Annotated in this window: 17 protein-coding genes and 2 rRNA genes (1 of these 19 only partly in view); 7 read left to right on the top strand and 12 right to left on the bottom strand. The window is 65.1% G+C overall.

Annotated elements, in window-relative coordinates; all coding sequences use genetic code 11:
• Window positions 1–222 precede the first annotated feature (222 nt).
• From AC6HZP_RS21140 to AC6HZP_RS21155, 4 genes are all read left to right on the top strand, one after another.
• Complete coding sequence (locus AC6HZP_RS21140) at window positions 223–861, top strand: exonuclease domain-containing protein (RefSeq protein ID WP_497524424.1); 639 nt, start codon at window positions 223–225, stop codon at window positions 859–861.
• Window positions 862–927: 66 nt separating this feature from the next.
• The gene (locus AC6HZP_RS21145) at window positions 928–1602 is read left to right on the top strand and encodes an energy-coupling factor ABC transporter ATP-binding protein (protein WP_497524425.1); all 675 of its coding nucleotides are present in this window, start codon (window positions 928–930) and stop codon (window positions 1600–1602) included.
• Window positions 1599–2198 (top strand): energy-coupling factor transporter transmembrane component T family protein, encoded by a 600-nt coding sequence (locus AC6HZP_RS21150; RefSeq protein WP_497524426.1) that lies wholly within the window; start codon window positions 1599–1601, stop codon window positions 2196–2198. The genes AC6HZP_RS21145 and AC6HZP_RS21150 overlap by 4 nt, the downstream gene beginning before the upstream one ends.
• Window positions 2199–2247: 49 nt before the next feature.
• Window positions 2248–2808, top strand: coding sequence for a biotin transporter BioY (locus AC6HZP_RS21155; RefSeq protein ID WP_497524427.1), 561 nt, complete (start codon window positions 2248–2250; stop codon window positions 2806–2808).
• Between the two features lie 36 nt (window positions 2809–2844).
• On the opposite strand, the gene AC6HZP_RS21160 is transcribed toward AC6HZP_RS21155, so the two are convergent.
• The 4 genes from AC6HZP_RS21160 to purE all read right to left on the bottom strand — a co-directional run bounded on the left by AC6HZP_RS21160 (window position 2845) and on the right by purE (window position 8843).
• The gene (locus tag AC6HZP_RS21160) at window positions 2845–3837 is read right to left on the bottom strand and encodes an LLM class flavin-dependent oxidoreductase (protein WP_497524428.1); all 993 of its coding nucleotides are present in this window, start codon (window positions 3835–3837) and stop codon (window positions 2845–2847) included.
• A gap of 86 nt (window positions 3838–3923) precedes the next feature.
• A complete protein-coding gene (ileS, locus tag AC6HZP_RS21165; RefSeq protein ID WP_497524429.1) occupies window positions 3924–7076 on the bottom strand; it encodes an isoleucine--tRNA ligase in 3153 nt (1050 codons plus the stop codon).
• A 218-nt stretch (window positions 7077–7294) separates the two neighbouring features.
• Window positions 7295–8389 carry a 5-(carboxyamino)imidazole ribonucleotide synthase gene (locus AC6HZP_RS21170; RefSeq protein ID WP_497524430.1) on the bottom strand — a complete coding sequence of 365 codons (1095 nt, stop codon included), beginning with the start codon at window positions 8387–8389 and terminating at the stop codon, window positions 7295–7297.
• On the bottom strand, window positions 8379–8843 hold the full coding sequence (purE, locus tag AC6HZP_RS21175; protein ID WP_497526835.1) for a 5-(carboxyamino)imidazole ribonucleotide mutase: 465 nt from the start codon (window positions 8841–8843) through the stop codon (window positions 8379–8381). Before purE ends, AC6HZP_RS21170 begins: the two co-directional genes overlap by 11 nt.
• A 157-nt stretch (window positions 8844–9000) precedes the next feature.
• Between purE and AC6HZP_RS21180 the strand changes: the two genes are divergently transcribed.
• Window positions 9001–9666, top strand: coding sequence for a GGDEF domain-containing protein (locus tag AC6HZP_RS21180; protein WP_497524431.1), 666 nt, complete (start codon window positions 9001–9003; stop codon window positions 9664–9666).
• Here AC6HZP_RS21180 and AC6HZP_RS21185 read toward each other — a convergent pair whose 3' ends face one another.
• Entirely contained in the window at window positions 9667–9873 is a 207-nt protein-coding gene (locus AC6HZP_RS21185) for a YdcH family protein (RefSeq protein WP_018181485.1), read from the bottom strand.
• A 247-nt stretch (window positions 9874–10120) separates the two neighbouring features.
• Here AC6HZP_RS21185 and AC6HZP_RS21190 point away from each other — a divergent pair, with 247 nt between their 5' ends.
• Window positions 10121–10300: a YdcH family protein gene (locus tag AC6HZP_RS21190; protein WP_201400909.1), complete on the top strand. Its 180-nt coding sequence runs from the start codon at window positions 10121–10123 to the stop codon at window positions 10298–10300.
• Between the two features lie 58 nt (window positions 10301–10358).
• On the opposite strand, the gene AC6HZP_RS21195 is transcribed toward AC6HZP_RS21190, so the two are convergent.
• Together AC6HZP_RS21195 and AC6HZP_RS21200 are read right to left on the bottom strand one after the other, a co-directional pair.
• The gene (locus AC6HZP_RS21195) at window positions 10359–11555 is read right to left on the bottom strand and encodes an OpgC family protein (RefSeq protein WP_201400910.1); all 1197 of its coding nucleotides are present in this window, start codon (window positions 11553–11555) and stop codon (window positions 10359–10361) included.
• A 102-nt stretch (window positions 11556–11657) separates the two neighbouring features.
• A complete protein-coding gene (locus tag AC6HZP_RS21200; protein ID WP_201400911.1) occupies window positions 11658–12419 on the bottom strand; it encodes a sulfite exporter TauE/SafE family protein in 762 nt (253 codons plus the stop codon).
• Between the two features lie 248 nt (window positions 12420–12667).
• Here AC6HZP_RS21200 and AC6HZP_RS21205 point away from each other — a divergent pair, with 248 nt between their 5' ends.
• On the top strand, window positions 12668–13069 hold the full coding sequence (locus tag AC6HZP_RS21205) for a MarR family winged helix-turn-helix transcriptional regulator (RefSeq protein ID WP_497524432.1): 402 nt from the start codon (window positions 12668–12670) through the stop codon (window positions 13067–13069).
• A gap of 50 nt (window positions 13070–13119) precedes the next feature.
• Here the strand turns inward: AC6HZP_RS21205 and chrA are convergent, their stop codons facing one another.
• The 5 genes from chrA to AC6HZP_RS21230 all read right to left on the bottom strand — a co-directional run.
• On the bottom strand, window positions 13120–14337 hold the full coding sequence (gene chrA, locus AC6HZP_RS21210; protein WP_497524433.1) for a chromate efflux transporter: 1218 nt from the start codon (window positions 14335–14337) through the stop codon (window positions 13120–13122).
• A gap of 73 nt (window positions 14338–14410) precedes the next feature.
• Window positions 14411–17494 carry an efflux RND transporter permease subunit gene (locus AC6HZP_RS21215; RefSeq protein WP_497524434.1) on the bottom strand — a complete coding sequence of 1028 codons (3084 nt, stop codon included), beginning with the start codon at window positions 17492–17494 and terminating at the stop codon, window positions 14411–14413.
• On the bottom strand, window positions 17491–18735 hold the full coding sequence (locus AC6HZP_RS21220) for an efflux RND transporter periplasmic adaptor subunit (RefSeq protein WP_497524435.1): 1245 nt from the start codon (window positions 18733–18735) through the stop codon (window positions 17491–17493). The genes AC6HZP_RS21215 and AC6HZP_RS21220 overlap by 4 nt, the downstream gene beginning before the upstream one ends.
• A gap of 620 nt (window positions 18736–19355) precedes the next feature.
• Window positions 19356–19470: ribosomal RNA gene (gene rrf / locus AC6HZP_RS21225) — 5S ribosomal RNA — on the bottom strand.
• Between the two features lie 95 nt (window positions 19471–19565).
• Window positions 19566–21149: ribosomal RNA gene (locus AC6HZP_RS21230) — 23S ribosomal RNA — on the bottom strand; it runs 1168 nt beyond the window's last position.

A 21149-nucleotide genomic window follows, 5' to 3' on the forward strand; every position in this document is an offset into this window, starting at 1 on the left:
CCAGCATAAGGCATGGGTCTATCGCATGCGGCAGGGCATGAGACACAAGCAAAGGCGTGAACGTTCCATGATAGAGCTGGTAACCGCCATCCAGCCTTTGAAGGAGCGCCCGTCTTCCTGCATGATGGCAAGATCCCGCCTCGGCGGGCTGGATGAAGCCTACCGCTGCCGGAAGCGCATGGAACGCCGCCATCCTACGTTCCTGCGAATCCGAGAGTGTCGATGCACTGGCAGCCCTTTCCGCAAGGTCCCTTCCGTTTCTTCGCGCTGGATGTGGAGACGGCCAACAACGATCGGGGCAGCATCTGCCAGATCGGCGTCGCCTGCGTGCGGGCCGATCATTCGATCGAGACATGGGTGACCTTCGTCGACCCGAGGACCGACATCTGGCTCTGGAGCGGTCTGCACGGCATCACGGCCGGCAAGGTGCGGGGCGCGCCGACGTTCCTGGAGGTTCTGCCCGTCCTGGAAACCGCGCTGGACGGCGCGATCATCTATCAGCATTCCGGCTTCGACCGCAGCGCCATTTCCGCCGCCTGTACAAATGCGGGGCGCGCCGCGCCGAGCTGGTCCTGGCGCGACAGCGTTCAGGTCGCCCGGAACGCCTGGCCCGAACTGAAGGGCAATGGCGGGCATGGATTGGCCCATCTCAAGATTCATCTCGGGCTCGAATTCCATCACCACGATGCCGGCGAAGACGCACGGGCCGCGGCGGAAGTGGTGCTGCGCGCCGAAGGCATCCGGCCAACCCGTGCCCCTTCCAGAGCAGCAACCGTGGCGGCGATGCTGGAGAGACCCGATGGAATCGGCAATCTCGACGAATTCGTCCTGCGCAGCCCCTCCCCCACCTGCGACAATTGACCCGGCGAAGGACACGCTCTATCGCATGCGGCATCGCACAATCCGCAAGCGGGGGCCGAAGGCTCAATGATCGTGCTCGAAGCGGTCAGCCATGATTTCGATGGCCGGCCCGTCCTGACCGGGATCGATCTCGCGCTTCCCGAGCGCCGCATCGGCATCGTCGGCGCCAATGGCTCCGGCAAGAGCACGCTGGCGCGGCTGCTGAACGGGCTGGTTTTGCCGAAGGCGGGGCGCGTGCTGGTCGACGGCGTCGACACGAGGAAGGACGTCAAGGCGATCCGCCGCAAGGTCGGCTTCGTGTTCCAGAACCCCGACCACCAGATCGTCATGCCGATCGTCGGCGAGGACCTCGCCTTCGGTCTCAAGGCGCGCAAGATCCCCAAAGCGGAGATCGACGCGCGCATCGACGCGGCGCTGGCGCGCTACGATCTCGGCCATCTGCGCGAGCGGCCGGTGCACATGCTTTCCGGCGGCGAGAAGCAGCTGGTGGCGATGTCGGCGGTGCTTGTCACAAATCCCGAAATCCTCGTCTTCGACGAGCCGACGACGCTGCTCGACCTCCGCAACCGCAACCGCGTCGCAGCCGCCATCGACGCGCTGCCGCACCCGGCCCTCGTCGTCAGCCACGATCTCGAGCTGATCGCCGGCTTCGAGCGCGTGCTGATGATCGAGGATGGCCGCGTCGCCGCCGACGGATTGCCGGGCGAAGTGCTGCCCTTCTATCGCGAGCGGATGCGATGACGATCGGGCTCTTCTATCCGGGCCATTCGAGGCTGCACCGCGCGACGGCCGGCGCCAAGCTTTCGGCACTGCTAGTCGTCTCGCTGGCGCTCTTCCTGGTGCCGTCAAAGATTGCCATCTTCGCCAGCGTGCCGCTCGCCTTCGCCGTCTATCTCTCGACCGGCGCGCCCTTCCGCAGCCTGATGGCGCAGTTGCGCGGGCCGGCGATCCTGCTCGGCGTCATCTTCGCCTTCCATCTCGTCTTCGGGTCGATCGCCGAGGGCCTTCTGACCGTGGCGCGCTTCGCGACGCTGATCCTGCTCGCCAGCGCCGTGACGCTGACGACGCCGGTATCGGAGATGGCGGAGCTGGTCGAATGGGGGCTCGGCCCGCTGCGGCCGCTCGGCGTCAATCCGGAGAAGGTCGGTCTCGCCATCGCGCTCGCCATCCGCTTCGTGCCGCTGATATCAGAGGAATTCCGCCATATCCGCGAGGCGCAGGCGGCGCGCGGGCTGGCCGCCAATCCGCTGGCGCTGATCGTGCCGCTGATCATCCGCACGCTGAAATCCGCCGATGAACTCGCCGACGCCATCGAGGCGCGCGGCTACGAGACTTGAAGACTAAGCCTTGGGGATCGAGGATCCCCCAACAGGAGACGACAATCCGATGAGCCGGGACGTTTCGACGCGTGACATCGTCTATATCGCGCTGTTCGCAGCCCTGATGGCGGCGATCAATCTGGTGCCGGCCTTGCAAGTCGGCTTCCTGCCGGTGCCGATCACCGCGCAGACGCTCGGCGTCATGCTGGCCGGCAGCCTGATCGGCGCCAAGCGAGGTGCGCTTGCCATCCTGCTCTTCGTGCTCCTGGTGGCGCTCGGCCTGCCGCTGCTTTCCGGCGGCCATGGCGGCCTCTCGGTCTTTTTCGGACCGACCGCCGGCTTCATCATCGCCTGGCCGTTCGCCGCCTTCGTCACCGGCTGGCTGACCGAATTGAACTGGCGCCGGATGAACGCCGTCTGGTTCTTCGTCTTCTCGGCGATCGGCGGCATCGGTGTCGTCTACCTGATCGGCATCCCCTGGCTCGCCATGGTCGCCAAGCTGTCGCTCTGGGATGCCGCCAAGGGATCGCTGATCTTCGTGCCGGGCGATCTGATCAAGGCGGCCGTCGCCGCGGTCATCGCCGAGACGGTGCGGCGGTCCTACCCGCTGATGCAGGCGGCGCGCTAACGCTTCGCTACCGGGACGCTAACAGGATCGGCGCTGTTAACCGGCGCCGATCCCGCCGGCTCTAGCGATCAGCTCGATCGAGCGCAGCCGCGCCGAGTGGTCGTAGACGTCCGAGACGAGGATCAGCTCGTCGGCGCCGGTCTCCTTGACCAGCGCCTGCATGCCGGCGCGGACAGTATCCGGCGACCCGACGATCGAGCGGGCCAGCATCTGCTTCGCCTGCGCCCGCTCCATCGGCGACCAGTAGGTCTCGATATCGTCGATCGGCGGCTTGGAAAGCCCCCGCGCACCGCGAAAGATGTCGGCGAACGACATTTGCTGCGTCGTCGCCAGACGCCTTGCCTCGTCATCCGTCTCGGCCGCGATCACATTGACGCCGACCATAGCGTAGGGCCGGTCGAGCTGTTCCGAAGGCTTGAAGCGGCTCCGGTAGATCTCGAGCGCCGGCAAAAGCAGATCGGGCGCGAAATGGGAGGCGAAGGCGTAGGGCAGTCCCAGCTCGGCCGCCAGCATGGCTCCAAAGTTGCTGGAGCCTAGGATCCAGAGCGGCACCTCGGTGCCCGCCGCCGGCACGGCGACGATGCGCTGGCTGGGACCGGCCGGCGCCAGAAACGCCTGCAATTCCAACACGTCCTGCGGAAAATTCTCGGCATTGTCGGGCGAACGGCGCAGCGCCCGCAGCGTGATCTGGTCCGTTCCCGGAGCCCGGCCGAGGCCCAAATCGATGCGGCCGGGGAAGAGCCGCGCCAGCGTGCCGAACTGCTCGGCGATCACATAGGGCGCATGGTTCGGCAGCATGATGCCGCCGGCGCCGACGCGGATGGTCTTGGTGCCGGCCGCGATATGCGCGAGCACGATCGAGGTCGCGGCGCTGGCGATGCCCGGCATGTTGTGATGCTCGGCCACCCAGATGCGGTTGTAGCCGTAGCGCTCGGCATGCGCCGCGACGTCGCGGGCGTTGTCGAGCGCGCCGCGCGCGTCGGTCTCCTCGGTCACGCGGACGAGCTCGAGAATGGACAAAGGCGTCATTTCAGTCCCCCGATCGTCCGGCCGAAACCGGGAAAATTTCGCCCGGCCGCGACCGGCCGGGCGAAAACATCAATCAACGTCGCGCCTTATCGCGCGACGCGGACGCCGATGGCGATCGGCTCGTCGAGCAGGCTCGTCTCGGAGACGAAGCCTTCCGGCTGGCCGTCGGTCGGGCGCAGCGTCTCGGCCAGCGTCTCGGCGCGGACCTGATCCTCATGCGCGAGGATCGCGGCGGCGGCGCCGTTCGCGATCTTCACCTCGATATGGATCCGGTCCGAGATGTTGAGGCCGGCTTCCTTGCGCGCCGTCTGCACCAGGCGGATGAAGTCGCGGGCGACACCCTCGCGCTCCAGCGCCTCGTCGACATGGGTATCGAGCACGACCACGCCGGCGGCGCCGTCGAAGGCAACCGCGTCGAGGCCTTCATTGGCCTTGAAGCGCAGCTCGTATTCGCCGGGCTCGATCGTCTGACCGGCGACGGCATAGCGGCCACCGCCGAGATCTTCCCACTCGCCGGCCCGCGCCGCATTGAGCACGTCCTTCAGACCCTTGCCGAGCCGCTTGCCGATCTTCGGATCGACGGCGAGCACGACCTGGCCGAAGGCGGACGGATCGACCGCCAGCACGACTTCCTTGACGTTCACCTCGTCGGCGATGACGTCCTTCAAGAGCGCCAGCTTCTCGAAGCCCGGATGCGCGATCGTCAGCGAGCGCAGCGGCAGGCGCGTGCGCAGGTTCTTGACCGTGCGGATCGAGGCGGCGGCCGAGGCGACCGTGCGGGCCAGATCCATGCGCTCGACCAGCGCCTTGTCGTCGACTAGCGCCGAAGCATCCGGCCAGTTGGCCAGGTGCACGCTCTCGCCGTCGACCAGCGCCCGGTGGATGTGCTCGGTCAGGAACGGCAGGAACGGCGCCAGGGCGCGCGTCATCGTCACGAGCACAGTGTAGAGCGTGTCGTAGGCGGCCTGCTTGTCAGCGTCCTTCTCCGACTTCCAGAACCGGTCGCGCGAGCGACGGATGAACCAGTTGTTCAGCGCCTCGATGAAGGGCGGGAACGCGTTGGTCGCGCCGGCGAGGTCGAGCTTCTCCATCGACGCCTCGATGCCGCGGATCAGGTCGGCGGTCTTGGCGAGGATGTAGCGGTCGAGCTCGGCCTCGGCGGTCGTCACCAGCCGGCCCTTGATGCCATCGATATTGGCGTAGAGCGTGAAGAACGAATAGGCATTCCAGATCGGCAGCATGACCTGGCGCACCGTCTCGGCGATGGCACGGCCGTCCTTCGGCATGGCGAGATCGCCGCCGGAGAGCAGCGGCGACGACACCAGATACCAGCGCAGCGCGTCGGCGCCGTAGGTGTTGAAGACCTCGATCGGGTCCGGATAGTTCTTCAGGCGCTTGGAGAGCTTCTGCTTGTTCTCGTCCAGCACGACGCCGTGGCAGACGACCGAGCGGAACGGCGCCTTGTCGAACAGGGCGGTCGCCATCACCATCAGCGTGTAGAACCAGCCGCGCGTCTGCGCGACATACTCGACGATGAAGTCGCCGGGGAAGTGGCCCTCGAACCAGTCCTTGTTCTCGAACGGGTAATGCACCTGCGCGAACGGCATCGACCCGCTCTCGAACCAGCAGTCGAGCACGTCCTCGACGCGGCGCATCACCGACTTGCCGGTCGGATCATCCGGGTTCGGGCGGGTCAGGTCGTCGATATAGGGCCGGTGCAGATCCTTCGGGCGCACGCCGAAATCCCGCTCGAGTTCGTCGAGCGAGCCATAGACGTCCAGGCGCGGATAGTTCGGATCATCCGACTTCCAGACCGGGATCGGCGAGCCCCAGAAGCGGTTGCGGCCGATGTTCCAGTCGCGCGCATTCTCCAGCCACTTGCCGAACAGGCCGTCCTTGATATGCCCAGGCACCCAGTCGATGCCCTGGTTCAGCTCGACCATGCGATCCTTGAAGGCCGACACCTGGACATACCAGGAGCGCAGCGCCTTGTAGATCAGCGGCTGGTCGGTGCGCCAGCAATGCGGATAGTTGTGGTCATAGGTCTCGTGCCGCAGGACCGCGCCCTGAGCCTTGACCTCGCGGATCACTTCCTTGTTGGCGTCGAAGACGTTCTGGCCTTCGAAGGACGGCGCCTCGGCGGTGAAATTGCCGGCGAAGTCGACGGGGTCGACGACCGGGATGCCGTTCGACTGCGCCAGCGCCATGTCGTCCTCGCCGAAGGCGGGAGCGATATGGACGACGCCGGTGCCGTCGGTCATCTCGATGAAGGCGGCCGCATGCACGCGGAAGGCGCCCTCTTCGCGCTTCGAGGCGAAGAAGGGGAACAGCGGCTGATAGGTGCGGCCGACGAGATCGGCGCCCGAGACGGTCGCGACCTCCTGGTAATCAGCCAGCTCATGCGCGTAGTTCGCCACCAGCGGCGCGCCGAGGATGACGCGCTCATTGCCCTTCTGGAGCACGGCGTAGTCAGCATCGGCCTTGACCGCCAGCGCCATGTTGGACGGCAGGGTCCAGGGCGTCGTCGTCCAGGCGAGCAGGCGCGTCGGCACGCTCTCGCCCTCGACCGGGTCAAGCAGGAAGCCGACCGTCAGCGCCGGGTCCTGGCGCATGCGGTAGGAGTTGTCGAGGCGCGTCTCGAAGTTCGACAGCGGCGTCTGGGCTGCCCAGCTATAGGGCACGACGCGGTAGCCCTCATAGATCAGGCCCTTGTCGTGCAGCTGCTTGAACGCCCACATGACGCTCTCCATGAAGGAGAGGTCCATCGTCTTGTAGTCGTTCTTGAAATCGACCCAGCGGGCCGAGCGCGTGACATAGTATTCCCAGTCCGCCGTGAACTGCTGCACCGAGGTGCGGCAATGTTCATTGAACCGGGCGACGCCATATTTCAGGATCTCGAGGCGACCGGAGACGCCGAGTTCCTTCTCCGACTGCATCTCGGCCGGCAGGCCGTGGCAATCCCAGCCGAAACGGCGGTCGACGACCTTGCCGCGCATCGTCTGATAGCGCGGCACCAGGTCCTTGACGAAGCCGGTGACGAGATGGCCGTAGTGCGGCAGGCCGTTGGCGAAGGGCGGTCCGTCATAGAAGACGAATTCCGACGCGCCCTGCTCCCGACGCTGTTCGATCGAGCGCTCGAAGATCTCGTTCTCTTTCCACCATGCGCCGATCGCTTCCTCGATCTTGGGGAAGGAGGGCGACGACTCGGCGGCGGGATAGACGGTCTTCGGCTCTGTCATGGCGAATGTCTTTGTTCTTGTCGGAATTCGTGGGCGGAAATCGGGCCTTCGATAGCGCCTTTGCGGCAATGGCGCCACCCCTGACGGCAAGGGCCCTGATATGGGGCGTCAAGCGGCAAACCGAAAGGCCCGGCTGCATAGCCGGCACAGCGCTTGTCGGCGAAACCGGCTCCACCCCTCCCACGGGCGGAAGGGATGGAGGATGTCGTTGACCACGCTCAGCGGCGGCGCGGCGAAATCCGGTTCACATGGCCCATCTTGCGGCCCGGCCGGCTCTCGCTCTTGCCATAGAGATGCAGCCGCGCGCCCGGCTCGGCGGCGAGATCCAGCCATGCATCCGCCTCGGCGCCGACCAGATTGGTCATCACCGCATCCGAATGGCGCTCGGTCGAGCCGAGCGGCCAGCCTGCGATGGCGCGGATATGGTTCTCGAACTGCGAGACCAGGCAGCCGTCCTGGGTCCAGTGACCGGAATTGTGGACGCGCGGGGCGATCTCGTTGACGAGGAGCCGCTCCGAGCCCGCCTCCTCGACGACGAACATCTCGACCGCGAGCAGGCCGACATAATCGAGCGCTTCCGCCACTTTGGCCGCGATCGCCCGCGCCGCGTCGGCGGTCGCGTCCGAGAGCTGGGCCGGCACGGTGGAGGTGGCGAGGATGTGGTTGCGGTGGACGTTCTCGACGATGTCGTAGACCGCCGTCTCGCCGCTTCGGCCGCGAACGACCAGCGCCGAAACCTCGCGCGCGAAGGTGATGAAGCCTTCGAGCACGGCCGGCTTGCCGGCAATCGCCGCGAAGGCGGCCGCCGCGTCGTCGCCGGCGCGGATCGCCACCTGGCCCTTGCCGTCATAGCCGAAGCGTCGGGTCTTCAGGATCGACGGCCGGCCGAGCGCCGTAAGCGCCGCCCCCAGCCCGGCGACGTCATCGACGGCGGCAAACGGGGCGACCGGAATGCCGAGGCTCCGCATCAGCTCCTTTTCGGACAGCCGGTCCTGCGACACCGACAGCGCGCGCGGCCCGGGTAGAACCGCGACCTGCTCGCCGAGAAAGGCGGCGGTCGCCGCCGGCACGTTCTCGAACTCATAGGTCACGACGTCGACGGATCCCGCGAAGGCGGAAAGCGCACTCTCGTTCTCATAGGCCGCGACGGTTCGGGCCGCCGCGACGTCGAAGGCGGGGCTTTCGCCGTCCGGGCAATAGACATGACAACGGAAGCCGAGCTCGGCCGCCGCGGTCGCCAGCATCCGGCCGAGCTGGCCGCCGCCCAGGATGCCGATGGTGGAACCGGGCTTCAGCATCGCATCAGCCTTCATCGGAGGGGCTTTCGGCGACGCGGGCGGTCTGCGCGGCGCGCCAGGCGTCGAGACGTTCCGCGAGCTCGGGATCGTTCAGGGCGAGGATCGACACGGCGAGCAGCGCGGCATTGATGGCGCCGGCCTTGCCGATCGCCAGCGTACCCACCGGGATGCCGCCCGGCATCTGCACGATCGAAAGCAGGCTGTCCTGACCGGAAAGCGCCTTCGATTCCACCGGCACGCCGAGCACCGGCAGCGGCGTCATCGACGCGCACATGCCGGGCAGATGCGCCGCGCCGCCGGCGCCGGCGATGACGACCTTGAAACCCTGGTCGCGGGCGGATTTCGCGAAGTCGACCAGCCGGTCCGGCGTCCGGTGCGCGGAGACGATCCGGTCGTCATGCGCGACACCGAGCGCATCCAGCGTTTCGGCCGCGTGCCGCATCGTCTGCCAATCGGATTGGCTGCCCATGATGATGGCGACTGGCGCCGTCTTGTCTGCCAAGTTCTCGTCTCCGACCTTGGGGGAAGGCGGCGGATTATAGAGAGGGACGCCCCGGCCGCAAGGCGCGGTTCAGGACTTACGCGTCGTTAACCAGAATTGAACCAAGCCACGGCAAAGATTGGCCATGTCCAGCGCCCCGGCTCCCATCCCCCGTCCCCAAACCCCGATCGAACGCGATCCGGCCCCCGCTTCGCGCCGTCGCGAGATCACGTCCAATGACGCCTTGCCGGACCTGCCGGTCGAGCAGCGCTCGCTGGTCATGCGCCTGGCCGAAGAGGTGGCGACGCTCCGCCGCGCCCTCGACGCCAGCCAGCACCGCATCGCGGCCCTCGAGGTCGAAGCGGCGGAGGAGCCGATCTCCGGCCTGTTCAACCGGCGCGCCTTCCTGCGCGAAATCGAACGCGCCATCGCCTTCCAGACCCGCTATCCGATGACCTGCGGCATCGCCCTGATCGACATCGACGGCCTCGACGCAATCCGCTCGGCCGGCGGGCAAGGCGGCCTCAATCGCGCGCTGCGCGCCATCGGGCAGACGCTGCGCGCCGGCATCCGCTCCTGCGACGTCGCCGCGCGGACGGGCAACGAGCAGTTCGCAGTCGTGCTCTGGAATTCGACGCCGGCCGATTGCGGCCATCGCGTCAACGGATTGCAACGGGCGATCGCCGGCCTGCAGCTGTCGGCGGACGCCGGCATCACGTCGCAGTCGGCGGTCGTGATGATCGAAGCGGGCATGACGGTCGACGGGCTGATCGCGGCGGCCGAAACGCTGTTGCCGGGAAGCGCCGGCTGATCAGGCGATGATATCCGGCAGCAGCTGATCCTCCAGCGAGACCATGCGGTCCTTCAGCGCCAGCTTGCGCTTCTTCAGGCGCTGGATGCGCAAGGGATCGATCTTGCCGGTTTCGGACATCACCGAAATCGCGGCATCGAGGTCGCTGTGTTCCTGGCGGAGCCGTGCCAGTTCGAAGCGGATTTCCTGTTCTTCTTCCTCGGTCATTCACCCCAACCTTGCCGAGTTTGGACGGCCCTGGCGCCAAGGATACATGCTTGGCCCCGGCCAAGCGAGAGGCGGATCGCGCCTTGCCCCCTTGAACCTCGCCTCCCCGGGCCACAGATCAGAAGAGAGCCGGGGTTGCCACGACGACGTCCCGTGACGTGGTCGTGCGTCAGTTCCGGTTCGACAGCAACCCGCGTCCATGGCACGATCGCGTGCCGTCATCGATCAACGAAGGGAGGCAGTATTAATGTCCATCGATTCGCATCTTGCCGAACTGGAACGGCGCCACGAGGCGCTCTCCAGGGAGATCGACCAGGCAGCCAACCACCCGAGTGCCGATACGCTTGAATTGGCTGCCATGAAGAGACGCAAGCTGCAGCTCAAGGACGAGATAGCCCGGTTGAAGGGCAACAGCACCGTTCACTGATTGGTGACATCTTACTTGCGAAGCGCCGCGAATTTCGCGGCGCTTTTGCTTTGACGAGCTACTCGGCCGCCACCATGCCGGACGAGTTCGCCCCGCTCGGAGCCGTCTCAGCCGCCGGCCGGCGCTTCGGCTGCGGACGGATCCAGTCGAGATAGGCGGCCAGCGCGAACAGCGCGGCGAGCCCTGCGCCGATCAGCACCGTGTCGGCCACAAGGCTGTAACCCGTGAAGATCGGATCGTTCGGAAGCCCCAGCACGTTCTCGCGGACGATATGGCCGGCGACGCTGAGCAGCGTTCCGAGCCAGAACACCGGCAGGGTGTGGCGCCCGAGGCGGACGATCCAGTTGCCCTCGTCGAGCCAGCGCTTCAGGATCCCCGGCAGCGGGCTGAAGATCACGACATAGGCCAGCGACAGCACATGCAGCAGGCGGAAGACGCCGACCCATGTCTTGTTGAAGCCGGACAGCCAGAACCACTCGGGCAGCCTCGGGAACGTGCCCCAAAGGCCGCCATAGACCAGCCCGGCGGCCGCGACGAGATAGAACAGCGCGAACCAGTAGACGGCGCGGGAAAATGGCAGTCGCTCGCCGCGACGGAGCAGGACGCCGCCGACGAAGCCGATCGTGAACAGGAACTGCCAGGCGAGCGGATTGAAGTACCAGCCGCCATCGCCCGGGAAGTTCGGGATGGTCAGGCGGAAGATGTTGGTGACCAGCCAGAGGGCGAAGCTGGCGCCCAGCACCAGTCCGAGATGGACGCGGGCGAGCAGCATCATCAGCGGCAGCATCGCCATCATGACCATGTACATCGGCAGGATGTTGAAGTTGCCGGTCTGGTAGGTGAGCATGCCGATGCCGGCGAGCGCCTGGACGGGCTGCTCGACGAGCCAGTGCCGCTCGTCCGGCAGCATCAGGCCCGGCGCATCCAGCGAGATCGAGGCGGCCGCGTAGATGGCAAAGCCCGCCGCCATCGCCGCCAGATGGGCGATGTAGAGCGTGCCGATCCGCTTCCCCACCAGTCCCGTCGATGCCACCGCCTGCCCCGACGCGAAACGCGGGAAATAAGCGAGCGCCGCGGAGACGCCGGCAAGCAGGACGAAGATCTCGGCCGCGTCGGAAAGGCCAAAATTTCTATGCGTGAAATTCGAATACAGATTGCCCGGAATGTGATTGACGAAAATCGAGATCAGCGCCAACCCGCGGAAGAAATCGATCCGATAGTCACGCGGCATGGGATTGGGAAAGGCGCGATACATACGAGAACCCTGGAATTCCGGCGATCCGTTACGATGTCGCCGAACTAGCCGGCGAACAAGGCGGGCTTACGGCAGCCGCCCGGCTTCTTCAATGCCAGCTCTTCAATGAACGAGCAGGGACATGGCTCCGTCCCAGGTCAGCTTCAGCCCGATCACGGCGACGAAAACATAGGAAAGACCGTAGAATAGGGTCTGGTCGATGACCCGCACGATCCAGATTCCGGCCACCGTCATCAGCGCCGCGAACGGAAAAAGCACCGCCGCCGTCGTGAGATTGGCCGTGTCGAACTGGCCGAGGAAAAAATACGGCACGAGCTTCACGGCGTTGGTAACCGCGAAAAAGATGACCGAGGTGCCGACGAAGACCTGCTTGTCGAGCCGCAGCGGCAGCGCATACATCTGGAAGGGCGGCGCGCCCGCGTGGCTGACGAAGGACGTGAACCCGGCGATCCCGCCCCAGAACGCACCCTTGGGTCCGCTGGACGGCCGGGGCTCGGCGCGCAGCCGGTCGCCGAACCAGTAGTTCAGCGCGAACAGGATGGAGATCAGGCCGACCAGCAATCGAACGAAATCTTCCTTCACATAGGCGGCCGTCATCCAGCCGACGGCGATGCCGAGGATCGAGGCGGGCAGCATGACATGGAGTGTCCGGCGATCGAACATCCGCCGGTAGAAGAACAGGCTGATGCCATCCATGACGAGAAGGATCGGCAACATGATACCGGCCGCCTGGATCGGCGAGATCACGAGGGCAAGCACCGGAACCGCCAGCATGCCCATTGCGCCGCCAAAGCCGCCCTTGGACAGCCCGGCAAGCGCCACGGCAGGCAGCGCGGCAGCATAAAATGCTATATCGGTGAACATGCGGAAGGCGATTGGCGGAAAGGGCTAGGTCTTCTTGAATCGATTTATCCTGCTTCGCCGTCGAAATCCACCATTTCCCCCGTTTTCCGCGCGGCCGGCCCAATAAAGTCACATTGCGTAATATTCACGAGCTTATTATATAGGTAGTCATGAATACTCCGCCCTCAGAGAATGATCTCGGCTTCCTGATCAACGACGTTGCGCGTTTGATTCGACGTGCCTTCGATCAGCGGGCGCAGAGTTGCCAATTGACGCGCGCCCAGTGGCAGGTCTTGGCCTATCTGTTCCACAATGAGGGCTCGAACCAGGCTTCGGTCGCCGACGCGCTCGACGTCGAGCCGATCACCCTCTCCCGTCACATCGACAGGCTGGAAGCGCTGGGCTATGTCGCGCGCGTTCCGGATCCTGCCGATCGTCGGGCCCGGCGCCTGCACCTGACCGAGAAGGTCCGCCCCCTTCTGGACCAGATGAAGATCATCGGCTCCAACGTGATGGCGGAAGCTCTCGAAGGCGCCTCCGCCTCGGAGACCGAGTTGATGGCCAAGCTTCTCGGCCGCATGCGCGGCAACATGACCGGCCGCGGCTTCGAAACGCTGGTGGCCGAGCCGGCCAAGAGCCCCGCCATCAAGGTGCCGCAAAAGGTCGTCTGACCGGCGCCTTCCAGGGACGAGCGGCTGGCTGCCGCCGCTCTACCCGCGCTTCAGTGGATCCACCACCCGCCGAAGGCCGCGAACAGGACGACGCCCCAGGCCGGAATGCGCGCCGGCACGAGCAGCGCGTAGCAGGCGAACGCCAGCAGCAATTCCCGCATCCCGTGGATCGCCGTCGTGAAGACGGGATCATAGAGCGCCGCCGCGAGCAGGCCGACCACCGCCGCGTTGATCCCCGCGAGCGCGCGACGGACCGGGGCGATCCGCCGAAGGGATTGCCAGAACGGCATGACGGCCAGGACAAGCAGAAGTCCCGGCGCGAACAGCGCCAGCACGGCAAGCAGCGCGCCGGATACCGGGTCCGGCAATCCGGCGGCAACGCCGATCCACGCCGACAGGCTAAAGAGCGGCCCCGGCATCGCCTGGGCGGCGCCATAGCCCGCGACGAAAGCGCGATCCGAGATGAAGCCGGGCGCCACCACGGCATCCTGCAGCAACGGCAGGACGACATGGCCGCCGCCGAACACGAGCGCGCCCGAGCGATACAGCCCGCCGAAGAGAGCCAGCTCCGGCTGCGAGGCGAGATGGGCGGCGAGCGGCAGGCCGAACAGCAGCAGGAAGAACACCAGGAGCGAGGCGAACCCGGCCTCGCGCGAAATGCCGGGATGCGCCGCGACGACCGTCGCCGCGCCCACGGACGGCCCGAGAGCATAGCCGGCAAGGCCGGCGGCGAGCAGGATGGCGATCTGCGTCGCGCCGCCCGGCGACAGCACGGCAAGGATCGTCGCGGCAACGGCGATGCCGCCGAGCCACCAGCCCCTGGCGAGCGACATCGCCATGCCGCGGACCGCTTCCGCCACCACGGCGACGGCGACGACTGCGAGCCCCGACAGCACGCCGGCGTCGAGGCGATCGCCGCCGGCGGCGAAGCCGAACGCCAGCACCGCCATGATCAACGCGGAGGGCAGCGTGAAGCCGACGAAGGCCGCCAGCGCTCCGCCCAGTCCCGCCTTTTCGAGGCCGATCGCCATGCCGAGCTGGCTCGAGGCCGGCCCGGGCAGGAACTGGCACAGCGCCAGCAGATCGGCGAAAGCTTCTTCATCCAGCCATCGCAGGCGGCGGACGAAGCGATCGCGGAAATAGCCGATATGCGCCACGGGCCCGCCGAAGGAGGTCAGGCCGAGCTTCAGGAACTCCAGGAAAACCCGGCCGGCCGACACCTCTGGGGGCGGCTCGGATGGAAGTGGGCCGGTCCGAAGTTCGTTCATGCCGTCAATCTGACCCATCGTCATGACGCGGATACGAAAACGGCGCCCTTGGGCGCCGTTTTCTTTTCGGTTGTCAGTGGGCCGGAGCCGGTGTCTCGCCAGAGGCGGGCGCCGTCGGCTCGTCCTCTTCGCGCTTCGCATGGGCGCTGGAGAGGTACGTGTAGAACATCGGCACGACGAACAGCGTGAAGATGGTGCCGATCGACATGCCCGTCGCGATGACGAGGCCCATCGAGAAGCGCGCCTTGGCGCCGGCGCCCTCCGCGAACAGCAGCGGCACGACGCCGAACACCATGGCGGCCGTAGTCATCAGGATCGGCCGCAGGCGAACGCGAGCCGCCTCGACAATCGCGTCATGACGATTGAGGCCCCGCTCCTCGCGCTGCTGGTTGGCGAACTCCACCATCAGAATGCCGTGCTTGGTAATCAAGCCGACAAGCGTGATGAGGCCCACCTGCGAGTAGATGTTCAGCGACGCCGCTCCCAGATTGAGCGGGATCAGTGCGCCGAAGATCGAGAGCGGCACCGACATCATGATGATGAGCGGATCGCGGAAGCTCTCGAACTGCGCCGCCAGCACCAGGTAGATCACGATGATGGCGAGGCCGAAGACGATCAGCAGCGAATTGCCGGTCTCGAGCTCGGTACGGGACTGTCCGGCATATTCGATGAAGTAGCCGGGCGGCAGCACCTGGCTCGCGATCTGCTGCAGCTCCGCCAAGCCATCGCCCGACGTCACGGTCGGCCGCGGCAGAGCGGCCAGCGTCGCCGAGTTGAGCTGGTTGAACTGCTCGATCGCGGGCGCCGAACCGACCGTGTCGATGGTCACGACCGATGACAACGGCACCATGGCGCCCGATTGCGCGCGCACGAAGAAGGCGCCGAGGCTCTCGGGATTGAGCCGGTACTTCTCCGGCACCTGGGTGATGATGTCGTAGGCGCGAGCCTCACGGTCGAACTTCGAGATGCCGTTCTCGCCGACGAGGAGCGTCAGCGTGTTGCCGATCTCCGCGACCGAGACGCCGAGGGCGGCGGCGCGGTTGCGGTCGATGACGACGTTCACCTTCGGGGTATCGAAGGAGAGCGAGTTCTGCACCACGATGAACTTGCCCGACGCCATGGCGCGGTTCTTGATCTCCTCGGCGACCGCATAGACGCGATCGGCGGGCTCGGTCGACTGGACGACGAACTGGATCGGCAGGCCGCCGCCGGTACCCGGAAGCGAGGGGACTGCGAACACGAAGGCCTGCACGCCCGACACCGTGTCGAGACGGCCCTGCACCTCCTGCTGCACCTGAGCCTGCGAGCGCGTGCGCTCGCCCCAGGGCTTCAGCACCAGGCCGGAGAAGGCCGAGTTGGCGGCGCCGCTGCCGGCGATCGAGAACAGCGCCTGGCGCTCGGGAATGTCGGCGGTCTTCTGCGCGATCTCGTCGACATAGAGCTGCGTGTAGTCGATCGTCGCATATTGCGGCGCCGTGATCAGCGTGAACATGGCACCCTCGTCCTCCTCCGGCGCCAGTTCGGTCGACGTGTGGAGGAACAGGAACACCATCGTGCCGAGGATCGCGACGACCATCATCAGCGTGATCGGACGGACCTTCAGCGAACCGACGAGCCGACGCGCATACCAGTTGCCGAAACGGTCGAAGACCCCGTCGATGAAGTGCTGGATGCGCCCGCCGCCCGGCTTCAGGATGCGCGCCGACATCATCGGCGACACGGTCAGGGCGACGAAGCCGGACAGGATCACCGCGCCGGCCAGCGTCATCGAGAATTCGCGGAACAGCGCGCCAGTGACGCCCTGCGTGAAGGCCATCGGCGCATACACGGCCGCCAGCGTGATCGTCATCGCGATGACGGCGCCGGTGATCTCCTGCATGCCGACGATCGCCGCCTTCATCGGCTTCAACCCCTCCTCGATGTGGCGGTGGATGTTCTCCACCACCACGATCGCGTCGTCGACGACGAGACCGATCGCCAGCACCATGGCGAGGAGCGTCAGCGTGTTCAGTGAATAGCCGAGCGCCCAGAGGATGAAACAGACGCCGATCAGCGACAGCGGAATCGTGACGATCGGGATGATGACCGAGCGGAACGAACCCAGGAACAGGAAGATGACGACGACGACGATCGCGGAGGCTTCCAGGATCGTGCGAGCCACTTCCTCGATCGACGCGCTGATCGCCTCGGTCGAATCGTAGACGAGTTCGATATGCATGCCCTCGGGCAGCGACTGCGCGATCAGGGGCAGTTCCTTGCGCACGCCCGCCGCCACGTCGAGCGGGTTCGCCGACGGGGTCTGGAAGATGCCGAGGAAGACGCCTTCCTCGCCGTTGAACCGGACTTCGGTATCGGTCGAAGCCGCCGCGAGCTCGATCGTCGCGACATCGCGCAACCGCACGATCTCGTCGCCGTTGGAGCGGATCGGCAGCGCCCCGAACGTCTCGGGATCCTGCAGCGTCGTCTTCGCCTCGATCGAATAGGCGTAGAACTCGTTCTTGGTCTTGCCGGGCGCCGACAGGAAGTTGGAGCCCTTGATCGCCGCCAGGACGTCGGTCGCCGTGACATTGCGCGACGCGAGCGCGACGGGATCTATCCAGACGCGCATGGCAAATTCCTGCGCGCCGAGAATGTCGGCGTTGGCGACACCATCGACCGTCGCGAAGCGCGGCTGGATGACGCGGATCAGATAGTCGGTCAGCTGCTGCGGGTTCATGTTGTCGCTGCGCGCAGCGAGATACATCAACGCGAACTGGAAGCCGGTGCCCTTCTGGATCACCGGATCCTCGGCCTCCACGGGCAGCTTGCCGCGCACCTGCTGGACCTTGGCGATGACCTCGGTCAACGCCTTGTCCGGATTGGTGTTCAGCCGCATGAAGACGGAAACCGTCGACACGCCGAGCGAGCTCTTCGACGTCACATAGTCGACGCCCTCGGCCGACGACACCGACTTGGCGATCGTCGAGGTGATGAAGCCCTGGATGACGTCGGCGCTGGCGCCCGGATAGATCGTCGTCACCGTCACCACGGTTTCGTCGACCTTCGGATATTGCCGGATCGACATCGACAGGATGCCCTGCGCACCAAGCAGCAGGATCATCAGGCTGACGACGGTGGCGAGAACCGGACGGCGGATGAAGAGTTCCGAAAAGCTCATGACTTCGAAGCCTCCGGGTTCACCGTGGCGCCCTTGACCGGCGTGACGGAATTGTCGACGGCGACCGGGCTGCCGCTCGACAGCTTGTTCTGTCCCGAGGTGACGATCCGCATGCCGGGCGTGACGCCCTCGACGATCTCGATCAGGTCGCCGGAACGGCGGCCGGGCTTGACGAAGATCTGCTTGGCAACGAGCGCCGGCTTGGCGTCCGCGGGCTTCGCATCCGCAGCCTTGGCATCCGCCGGCTTGGCGTCCGCCGGCTTGGCGTCCGCAGGTTTGGCATCAGCCTTCGCATCGGCCTTGGCGGGGTCCGCCGTTGCCTCCGGAGCGTCCTGCACCGCATAGACATAGGCGCCATAGAGGCTGATCGTGACGGCCGTCTGCGGCAGCGCGATCACGCCGTCCTCGACCGGCAGGTCGACGCGGACGCGGATGAACTGGCCGGGACGCAGCGTGCCGTCGGGATTATCGAGGATCGCCTGAACCGTCACCAGGCGTGAGGCGGCGTCGATTTTCGGATCGATGCCGGTGATCGTGCCCTTGAAGCTGAGATCGTCCTCCCGGAGGCCGAAGCGGGCGGTCTGGCCGATCTTCAGCGAGCCCAGATCCTGTTCCGGAACGGTGAAATTGACCTTCATCTTGTCGAGGTTCTGCAGCGTCGCGACGACCGTACCCGGCTGCGCGTACTGGCCGACGTCGATCTTCGGAATACCGATCGTTCCGGCGAACGGCGCCTTGATCGCCTTCTGGTCGAGGGTTGCCTCGAGCTGCTGAAGCGCGCCCTTGGCCTTGTCCAGATTGTTTTGGGCATCCTGCAGCGAGGCGACGGTGCTGACATTGCGCTGCAGCAGCGCCTGGGCGCGGCTCAACGCGTCCTGGCTGACCGCGACGGCGGTATTGGCGCTGACCAGGCCCGCGCGCTCGACCGCATCGTCGATCTGGACCAGTAGCTGTCCCTGCTCGACCTTGTCATTCGCCTTGAACAGGATCTTCTCGACGATGCCGCCGGCCTGAACCGCGACGTCGACGCCTTCCGAAGCTGCGGCCGTGCCGACCGCCTCGATCCCCGGCGTCCAGCGCGCGGGTTCCACCGTCACGGCCGAAATGGTGACGACCGGCGCCTTCATGGTGGCGAAGAACTGCTCGATCATCTTGTTTCGGAAGAAATTGAACCAGATCAGACTGCCACAAATAGCCACGACGACGATCAGCAGGATCGCTGCAAGGATGAAGCGCTTCATGTTTGGCAATCCAATAAGGCGCGAAGCGCGTCGGGGGACAGGCTGGCGCACGAAAAAGAGAAAGGCCGCGGAGACATGCCACCCGGGCTTGCGTCCTCGATCCTCAGTGCGGAATTAGTGTACCGCGGGCACAGATCTGTCAACGCGCACTGCGGCTTTTTGGCAACTTAGCGCCGCCGCCGTGCCCCGACGGCAACACCCGGTGCAGGCGAAGGGCGGCGGTAGTGCACGCGGACAGCGGGGTTACCGCCCCTGCCCCATTCGGTCCCGAGATCTCGCTCGCGCGACCTTCGCGTGCCCCCTCCTCCGCAGCTCGGCCGCGGCCACCCGGGTTTGAGGGCTTGTGCGGGTCTATTCCGGGCTGGCGCTTTTCCGTGCCGTGGGCTCTTTCACCCCGCCCGGCCGTTGCCCTGGCGCTTTTGCCCCTCTTCCGCGCCTTGGTGCTTGTGGCGGCGTCTGCGCCTGGGACCGCCGGCGTCCGGCGCGCGTCGATTCCCGGCCGTCATTTCGCGGCTGGTGTCGTAAACGCAAAAACCCCGCCGGCGAAGGTGTCGCGCGGCGGGGTTTTTGTTGTGTTTCATCGTAGAGAGAATGTTTCGAAGGGTTTCTGTGCTTTGCAGGCCTGGCAGCGACCTACTCTCCCGTGTCTTAAGACAAAGTACCATTGGCGCGGAGGAGTTTAACGGCCGAGTTCGGAATGGGATCGGGTTCAGGCTCCTCGCCATGACCACCAGGCCGGCGAAGCACAGAAGAAACTGGTTTTGCAGGGTTAGCTGCTTTTGTCGTCGATGGTCATCTGCGTTGGAGCGGATGAGCATGGATTAATGGGAGTGATCAAGCCGATCGAGTTATTAGTACCGGTAAGCTGCATGCATTGCTGCACTTCCACACCCGGCCTATCAACGTGGTGGTCTACCACGACTCTCAAGGGAATACTCGTTTTGAGGTGGGTTTCCCGCTTAGATGCCTTCAGCGGTTATCCCGTCCGTACATAGCTACCCTGCAATGCGGCTGGCGCCACAACAGGTCCACCAGAGGTACGTCCATCCCGGTCCTCTCGTACTAAGGACAGATCCTCTCAATATTCCTACACCCACGGCAGATAGGGACCGAACTGTCTCACGACGTTCTGAACCCAACTCACGTACCACTTTAATCGGCGAACAGCCGAACCCTTGGGACCTTCTCCAGCCCCAGGATGTGATGAGTCGACATCGAGGTGCCAAACGATGCCGTCGATATGGACTCTTGGGCATCATCAGCCTGTTATCCCCAGAGTACCTTTTATCCGTTGAGCGATGGCCCGTCCACGTGGGACCACCGGATCACTATGGCCGACTTTCGTCTCTGCTCGACTTGTCAGTCTCGCAGTCAGGCGGGCTTATGCCATTGCACTCGACGACCGATTTCCGACCGGTCTGAGCCCACCATCGCGCGCCTCCGTTACACTTTGGGAGGCGACCGCCCCAGTCAAACTACCCACCATGCACGGTCCCGGATCCGGATGACGGACCGCGGTTAGACATTCATATTCACAAGGGTGGTATTTCAAGGATGGCTCCACACGAGCTGGCGCCCATGCTTCAAAGCCTACCACCTATCCTACACATGCAAACACGAATGCCAGTGCAAAGCTATAGTAAAGGTTCATGGGGTCTTTCCGTCTGACCGCGGGAACCCCGCATCTTCACGGGGAATTCAATTTCACTGAGTAGGTGCTGGAGACAGCGGGGAAGTCGTTACGCCATTCGTGCAGGTCGGAACTTACCCGACAAGGAATTTCGCTACCTTAGGACCGTTATAGTTACGGCCGCCGTTTACCGGGGCTTCAATTCAATGCTTGCACATCTCCTCTTAACCTTCCGGCACCGGGCAGGCGTCAGACCCTATACGTCGCCTTACGGCTTCGCAGAGCCCTGTGTTTTAGGTAAACAGTCGCTACCCCCTAGTCTGTGCCCCCCCGACCTGGTTGCCCAAGCCGAGGGCCTCCTTCTCCCGAAGTTACGGAGGCAATTTGCCGAGTTCCTTCAGCACCATTCTCTCAAGCGCCTTGGTATACTCTACCAGTCCACCTGTGTCGGTTTAGGGTACGGTCTATACGCGGGAGCTATTTCCTGGAACACCTTCACCGCAGCACCAATCCAATAAGGCACTACGATACACGGCATTCGTCACTACCCGCAGGCTGGGGAATATTCGCCCCATTCCCATCGACTACGCCTTTCGGCCTCGCCTTAGGAGCCGGCTAACCCTGCGCAGATTAGCTTTACGCAGGAACCCTTGGACTTTCGGCGACAGTGTCTCTCACACTGTTTGTCGTTACTCATGTCAGCATTCGCACTTCCGATACCTCCAGGAGCTCTCACGAGTCTCCCTTCACAGGCTTACGGAACGCTCCGCTACCACGTGATCTT

The organism is Kaistia sp. SLG-1 (assembly GCF_059699055.1).